General features: G+C 42.7%; 7 protein-coding genes. 5 read left to right on the top strand and 2 right to left on the bottom strand.

Annotated elements, in window-relative coordinates:
• Positions 1 to 336 precede the first annotated feature (336 nt).
• Positions 337 to 1,314 (bottom strand): DmpA family aminopeptidase, encoded by a 978-nt coding sequence (locus VK097_RS13400; RefSeq protein ID WP_324212301.1) that lies wholly within the window; start codon positions 1,312 to 1,314, stop codon positions 337 to 339.
• Between the two features lie 148 nt (positions 1,315 to 1,462).
• On the opposite strand from VK097_RS13400, the gene VK097_RS13405 reads away from it, so the two are divergent.
• Genes VK097_RS13405 through VK097_RS13425 form a run of 5 tightly spaced genes read left to right on the top strand, consistent with a single transcriptional unit; the run spans position 1,463 to position 5,270 of the window.
• A complete protein-coding gene (locus VK097_RS13405) occupies positions 1,463 to 2,107 on the top strand; it encodes a hypothetical protein (RefSeq protein ID WP_324212302.1) in 645 nt (214 codons plus the stop codon).
• Entirely contained in the window at positions 2,107 to 2,850 is a 744-nt protein-coding gene (locus VK097_RS13410) for a cytochrome c biogenesis CcdA family protein (RefSeq protein WP_324212303.1), read from the top strand. The genes VK097_RS13405 and VK097_RS13410 overlap by 1 nt, the downstream gene beginning before the upstream one ends.
• Before the next feature lie 14 nt (positions 2,851 to 2,864).
• Positions 2,865 to 3,479: a redoxin domain-containing protein gene (locus VK097_RS13415; protein ID WP_324212304.1), complete on the top strand. Its 615-nt coding sequence runs from the start codon at positions 2,865 to 2,867 to the stop codon at positions 3,477 to 3,479.
• Between the two features lie 38 nt (positions 3,480 to 3,517).
• Entirely contained in the window at positions 3,518 to 4,201 is a 684-nt protein-coding gene (locus tag VK097_RS13420) for a response regulator transcription factor (RefSeq protein ID WP_324212306.1), read from the top strand.
• Entirely contained in the window at positions 4,194 to 5,270 is a 1,077-nt protein-coding gene (locus tag VK097_RS13425; RefSeq protein ID WP_324212307.1) for a sensor histidine kinase, read from the top strand. The genes VK097_RS13420 and VK097_RS13425 overlap by 8 nt, the downstream gene beginning before the upstream one ends.
• Before the next feature lie 262 nt (positions 5,271 to 5,532).
• On the opposite strand, the gene VK097_RS13430 is transcribed toward VK097_RS13425, so the two are convergent.
• A complete protein-coding gene (locus VK097_RS13430; RefSeq protein ID WP_324212305.1) occupies positions 5,533 to 6,891 on the bottom strand; it encodes an alkaline phosphatase in 1,359 nt (452 codons plus the stop codon).
• Between the last annotated feature and the right edge of the window lie 383 nt (positions 6,892 to 7,274).

A 7,274-nucleotide genomic window follows, 5' to 3' on the forward strand; every position in this document is an offset into this window, starting at 1 on the left:
CATGCGAAGCCAGTCTATTGTATTTTATTATAACATATTGCTATCATTTATACTTTAATTACCCAGGTTATTTTTATTCAAATTAATAAAAAGTTTAACAACAAATAGCATCACTCATTGTTCCGTAATAGGACGCGATTGTGGAAAAGAAAAATAAAACAACGCTTTAAAAACGCTAAGATATATCTGAGCGTTTTTGTTTGTTATTTGTATTGTTAATTTACAGGTGAAAATGATACTAATTAGTGTGTTTTTTTCCCTGATAATAGCATTTTTCTCTCCTGGAACTGAACCCCTTACCCTAAATGGCAGATCTTTTCATCTAAAAGTTAACTGTCAACGCAGTGGCGCTTTCTCCACCATACGCCCTTTCCGTCCTTCAGTCGTTTCGGCTTCCCGGAGTGAGTTGATGACGGCTTCTTCAGTGGTCTCGACAACAGCCTGAAAAAGCCCGTTCATGACGGGATGGTCATCACGGAGAAATGTTACATTTTCCATGGCAGTACCACTCTCATAAGAATACAAATTGGCTGTTGAAAAGGCAATGGCGATATCGCCGCTCCCATGTCCCATATAGCTGCCGGTTCGTCCCAATCCGGCTGCAGTACGATTGGCAAGACGCTTTAACTGTCGGTCGTAAAGCGGTGCATCGGTTGCAATCACCATCATAATTGATCCGTCAGGTGTGTTCATATGTGTTTTGTTGAAATCAGCGAACAGCGCATCTTCCCGTTTGCCGAAATTGCTAAGCACAAGACACCCGACTGTATAGCCTTTTACCATACGTGATGCTGTCCCGATTCCTCCTTTATAACCGTAACAGACCATCCCTTTGCCTGCCCCGATGGCACCTTCTTCAACCGGTTCTTCGGAGGCACATTCAATTGCCTGTATCGCATGCTCCGGTTTAACTGCCTGCAGCCGCATTGAATTCAGATAGCTGTCATTGCACTCGCCGACGACGATATTGAGCGAGCTTGCTGTATCACCGATTTCCGGATTTTTATCCAGCATATATTGAAGCGTTCCCTGCATGACGGAGCCAACACTGAACGTATTTGTCAGCATAATGGGAGATTCCAGCAGGCCGAGCTCGTCAATCTGAACAAGTCCGGCTGTTTTGCCGTAGCCATTAATAACTGAACTCGCGGCCCGGAGTTTTTTCCGGAAAAGGCTCTTATTATGTGGGAGTATGGCGGTAACCCCGGTACAAATGGTATCCTGTTCATCAATCTCTTCATATAGTGTGACATGTCCGACTTTCACCTCCGCCACATCAGTAATGCAATTATTCATTCCTTTTCGTAATTTCATAGATGCACCTCTTTATGTAATAGATTTTAGTAGCATTATAGCAGACTGTTTTCTTTCTGCATTAAAAGTCCTTAGAAAATCGAGTTTTTTTCATCAAACTTTCACATAACTGTTTTATAATGAATCTGACAGGAACGGAGGACATACTATGATATCAGCTTGGGTATTTGAAAAGGTTGCTATTGTTGTTTTAAGTATTATAGCGGGCATCGCTTTTTTTTACATAAGCAGTCCAGCGGCAAAGGATGAAAAAAAGCGTCAATTGGAAGAAAGCACTTCGCTTATTATCAATTTTGTCCTGTTCGTGTGGGCGGGAAAAATTGTGCTGAATATCGGTATTTTTGTGACGGATCCGCTGGCAGTGCTGGCTTATCCCAGTGATTCGAATGCTTTTTACACTGCAGTGCTGCTATTGCTGGTAAACATTGTTTACAAAACCATACGGAAACATATGAATGTCGCGGTGGTACTGTCGGGGATTGTTCCGATATTTCTCGGGTCGGCATTTTGCTATGAATTTATTGATGCCGTTTGGAATGATAATCCAATGGCCTGGGGTCACATGGGATTGCTTTTCATACTGTTGATCTTGTTTTTAATGCGGCATGAACGGATCTCGGTTTTTATGATGGCGGCTTTGATATTCGCTGTCTGGAGCCTGGGACAAACCATATTAACATTTTTGCTTCCCTTTACGGCACTGTATGGCTATATGATGTCCTCATGGTTTTTGATTCTTGTATTCATCATAAGTGTGATAGCTCTTATCTATAACAAAAAGAGGGTGAAATGATGACAACTGCTGCAGATTTGACGGTTTGGCTCGCATTGGGTGCGGGAATTCTGTCATTCCTGTCTCCGTGTACATTGCCGATTTTCCCGGCGTATTTATCTTATATAACCGGGATGAGTGTGAAGGAACTAAAAGACAATAAAGACATTAAGATACGCAGTAAACTGCTGATTCACTCCGCATTTTTCCTGCTGGGGGTTTCGACTGTATTTATTGGCCTTGGTGTAGGTGTTTCCTTTTTAGGTCAATGGATTCAGGGGATGCTGACGGGTGACTCAGGTTTATTTATTCAGCGTATTGCTGGCATTTTCATCATTGTGATGGGCCTCTTTGTAGCAGGCTGGCTTAATATCTCATCCTTTATGAAGGAAAAACGGGTGCAATTTGCACGTAAACCGGCCGGCTATTTCGGAACAATCTTTGTCGGTATGGGATTTGCTGCAGGATGGACACCATGCATTGGCCCGATTTTCGCCTCCATATTGGTTGTGGCAGCAAGCAACCCAACGCAGGGAACAATTTATACCATTATGTATGTGATCGGCTTTGCACTGCCTTTTCTCATATTGACATTTTTCCTCGGATCGACACGCTTGATTGTACGCTACAGTCAGAAAATCATGAAAGCCGGCGGTGCTGTTATGATTTTTATGGGAGTTTTGCTGTTTACAGGCCAAATGACACGTATTTCAAACTTCCTGCTGAAAGTTGTTGAGGGAACGTGGTTATCAAATCTCGGTTAATCGGAGGGGTATAAATGAAAAAAGGACTAATTATTGTTGTTTTAACAGGAATGTTTGTGTGGGCGGTTTATGATCTTGCTTTTGATTCACAGGATACACAGCAGGCAAAAGAAGATGAATTTACGGTTGAAGAAGATGCGGCTGAAGGTTCGGATGGGGCCAGCGGAAGTGCCGGCGGGTCTGATGATAACACTGAAACGGATTCAGTAGGGCTTCAAGTAGGCAATATAGCACCGGACTTTCAGTTGAAGACAATGGAAGGTGAAAAAATTAAATTATCCGAACTGCGCGGTCAGCGTGTCATGGTGAATTTTTGGGCAACCTGGTGTCCACCATGCAGAGCAGAGGTCCCCGATCTTCAGAAATTTTATGAGAATAAAGATATCGAAATTTTAGCAGTAAACCTTACCGGTACCGAGAGCAGCAGAAGTGATGTACGGACATTTGCCGAGGAATTCGGCATGACATTTCCTATATTGATGGATGAAAATACAAAGGTGGCCAATCAGTATCAAATACAGCCAATCCCCTCTTCTTTTATGATTGATTCAGATGGGCGGATTCAGTTTAAGGCTTTGGGGGCCATGAATTATGAGATGATGGTACAGGAGTTTGAAAAGATGCAATAATTACTTTGTCGTCGTAAAATGGAGTTGAGGTGTTGAGCATGCAGCAGACGATTTTAGTGGTGGAAGATGATCAGATGATACGGCATCTGATTCGTCTGCATCTGGAAAAACATAAATATGATGTCATTGAAGCGCCTGATGGCGAAGCGGCAAAGGAAGCTTTTTGGGAACATCATCCATGTCTTATTATTCTTGACTTAATGCTTCCGAAAATGAGTGGGGAAGAATTCTGCAAATGGGTGCGTGAGCAAGAACGGAATGAAGTGTCGGTTATTATGCTGTCGGCAAAAGCCCGGATTGATGACAAAATTGCGGGTTTGCGAATGGGTGCGGATGATTATGTCACCAAGCCGTTTGATCCGGACGAGCTCATGGCACATGTGGAAGCGGTTCTGAGACGGACCGGGCAGTTTTGTCAGAAAATCGTCCATGAAGGCCTTTGCATCAAACCACGAAAAGGTGAAGTGCTTCTTTATGATAATCAGGTTAAATTAACTAAACATGAGTTTAATCTTCTGTATTATTTTATGCAAAACCCGAATATTGTGCTGAATCGTGAACAACTGATTGGGCAGCTTTATCCGTATGCAGATCATACGGTGTTGGATAGGACGATTGATGCGCACATTAAAAAGCTCCGTGAAAAAATTGAGGCGGATTCCTCCAGTCCGGAACGCATCCAGACAGTCCGGGGAATGGGGTATAAGTTTGTCAGTGCGTAAATGGATACAATCCTTGTTTCCGAATGGGTTTCTGTGGCGTTTATCAATTTTAAATATTGTGGTTGTTGCTTCAGCTATTATTCTCAGCGGTCTTGCGGTTTATAATACGGCTTGCTTTTTAGTTGATGCTATGGGGAATTTGAATGAATCGCAGCAAAGACAGTTCAATGCTATCTTGTTTAATTATTTATTGATATTTTCTGTTATAACGATCGTTGGCGGAAGCTTGCTTCATTTTTATCTGACCAGAAAATTAATTAAACCTGTCAGAAGTTTAATCGTTTCTGCTAAACAGCTGAAAAAAGGTGAATATCCGGAATTTGTTGAGGTGACAACAAGAGATGAAATGGGCGAGCTTGTGTCACATTTTAATGGGCTGATTAAGCAACTGAAGGCGAATGATGAGCATCGCCAAAAGCTTATTTCGGATTTATCCCATGAATTGCGAACACCATTAACCAATTTGAACGGCTACCTCCAGTCGCTGGAACGCGGTGATATCGAAGGCAGCCAGGAATTGTACACGGCATTGCATCAAGAGTCCAAACGGCTGACGTCGATGATGGAACAGTTGGATCAGCTGAAAGAATGGGATTATGCCGCTTCAAGAAATTATGTTCAGTATATAGAAACGGATATGGCTGGTTTAATTAAACAATGTACAGCGATGTTCAGCTGGCGGCAAGAGCAGGAAAACATCCCGATATCTGTGGAGGCGGATGCCTGTTCGATATCTGTTCATGTTGATGGGATTCAGCAGGTTATCAGCAATCTGCTGGAAAATGCACTGAATTATCATTCCGGCAAGGAGCCGATAAATATACGCGGTGAATGGCGGGGTTCAGTTTACTATGTTTCTGTAGGCGGACTAAGCGAATTCATTCCTGATGAAGAAGCTAACAATATATTTAAGCGGTTTTACCGATTGGATGATTCCAGAAACAGGACAACAGGCGGAACCGGCCTTGGCCTGGCGATTGCCAGTGAAATTGTTGGAAGTCATGGCGGCAGAATCGGACTGACATCTGATGGCTCTTATAATACATTCTGGTTTGAGCTTCCGCTTTAGCAAACATTTCTAAAAGAATGATGGCATATACAGTAAAACAGAACTGGGTCAAAAGGATTGAGTCGAAAAAAATCCGAACTATGATTCGTCAGTTAGATTTCGAATCAGTTCGGATTTTCCCTTTTATAGTATGATGAGTTTTTACCTAAATCAGCCAAAATCAGCCAAAACCAGCGAAGAAGTATTTTTCGCAAGCGGTTATCCCGACAATATTCCGGTCATCCTTCGCCTTTAATGTCCCATCCCCGTTTATATTTTAACTTTACTTTAAAAAGTTAAAGACTTCGTTGGCGATATCTGTATTGTCAATCAAGCCTGAAAAGACTTCGCTCTTAGGTCCATATGCATACACCGGGACGTCAACACCGGTATGCCCGCTAGTCGTAAATCCTGCACCGGCGCGTTTGTTAAACACTTCGGAAATAGCACTGTATACAGTATCAAAATCGTCTGATTCAGCTGCTTCCTTCACGGATGAAAGCTCTTCTTCTGTAAATTCAAATTGTACATATTCTTTCAGGACATCCTCAACATTTGCACCATCCATAATTTCCTGGGCCATGAATTCCGGCGTGCGCTCTGCAGCTTCAATTGCTTCCGGGTTAAAGTTATAGTCGCCATCGCGGCCTATGGAGAACCCTCCGGTCGAGTGGTCAGCCGTCAGTACAACTTGTGTGTGCTTGTCCTTTTTGGCAAACTCGATTGCAGTTTTAAAAGCCTCAGCAAAATCCTCCATCTCGCTCATGGCACCGACAGAATCATTGGCGTGTGCCGCCCAGTCAATTTGGCTGCCTTCAACCATCAGGAAGAAACCATCTTTCTGCTTGTCCAGCTGTTCCAATGCTTCCGTTGTCATATTATCCAGGGAAGGAGTGGATTCCTTACGATCGATTGCTTTTGGCAGTCCGACCGGTGCAAACAAGCCGAGAAGCTGATTATTGTCATTTGCAACCATTTCCTCTTTGTTCGTCACATAATTGTAGCCGTCGTTTTCAAATTCCTCGATCAAGTTCCGGTCCTCACGGTCAAAGTAATCCGTACCTCCGCCCAGCATTACGTCTACTTTATGTTTGCCATTAAGCATATCATCAAAGTAATCATCTGCTATATCATTATAGTTATGACGGGACTTATCATGTGTGCCAAATGCTGCGGGTGTGGCGTGATTAATTTGTGATGTGGATACGAGTCCGGTAGCCATTCCATTCGCTTTGGCAGCTTCCAATACTGTTCCAACAGGCTCTCTGTCGTTATCCACGGCGATAGCACCGTTATACGTCTTAATCCCTGCAGACATTGAAGTCGCAGCAGCTGCTGAATCCGTTACATTTTCTTTAGGATCCTCCGGGTTGGTCACAGCATTACCTACCAAATACTCATCAAATACCGTTCTTTCCATTTTTGGTGTAGACGGGTCGTCATTCATGTACCGGTACGCCGTTGTGAATGACGGCCCCATGCCGTCGCCGATCAGGACGATTACGTTTTTAACTGTTCCATTATTGGGGTATCCGTTTTTGTTTTTGCCATTGCCGGCTTGAGAAGATTCAGTATTAATCATCAGCACAGTTCCTGCAATCAACATAAATATTGCAAGAACGGACAATACTTTTCGTGGCATAATTCTTCCCCTTTCCAATTTTAAAAATTATAATTCTATTAATATCGTAATATAAAACGAGATTAGATTAAATGGTAGTTTCGTTGGAGGAAATTATAATATCAAATAGGTAGAATGTTATAAGCGCGTGGTTCAATAAGGAAGATAAATAGGACCAAGAAGTTTGAGCATTTGAGCTGAAGATCAGCGACGCAATAGTTTTCACACCATCTTGATTGTGCTTGCAATTATAGAGAGAGTAAAAAGTATTTTTTGCATTATTGAGTCAGAAAGTGCTATACTATAAAAAATTCAAATACTGAATGCAAATATTCCTTCGGGGTCGGGTGAAATTCCCAATCGGCGGTGATGAGGCATAGCTTCCGAGTCCGCTACCCGTGCGG

Source organism: Lentibacillus sp. (genome assembly GCF_035301675.1).
Lineage (GTDB): Bacteria > Bacillota > Bacilli > Bacillales > Amphibacillaceae > Lentibacillus.

Coding starts and splice junctions, on each gene's coding strand:
- VK097_RS13405 (WP_324212302.1), top strand. CDS start 1,463: ATGATATCAGCTTGGGTATTTGAAAAGGTTGCTATTGTTGTTTTAAGT.
- VK097_RS13420 (WP_324212306.1), top strand. CDS start 3,518: ATGCAGCAGACGATTTTAGTGGTGGAAGATGATCAGATGATACGGCAT.
- VK097_RS13400 (WP_324212301.1), bottom strand. CDS start 1,314: ATGAAATTACGAAAAGGAATGAATAATTGCATTACTGATGTGGCGGAG.
- VK097_RS13430 (WP_324212305.1), bottom strand. CDS start 6,891: ATGCCACGAAAAGTATTGTCCGTTCTTGCAATATTTATGTTGATTGCA.
- VK097_RS13415 (WP_324212304.1), top strand. CDS start 2,865: ATGAAAAAAGGACTAATTATTGTTGTTTTAACAGGAATGTTTGTGTGG.
- VK097_RS13410 (WP_324212303.1), top strand. CDS start 2,107: ATGACAACTGCTGCAGATTTGACGGTTTGGCTCGCATTGGGTGCGGGA.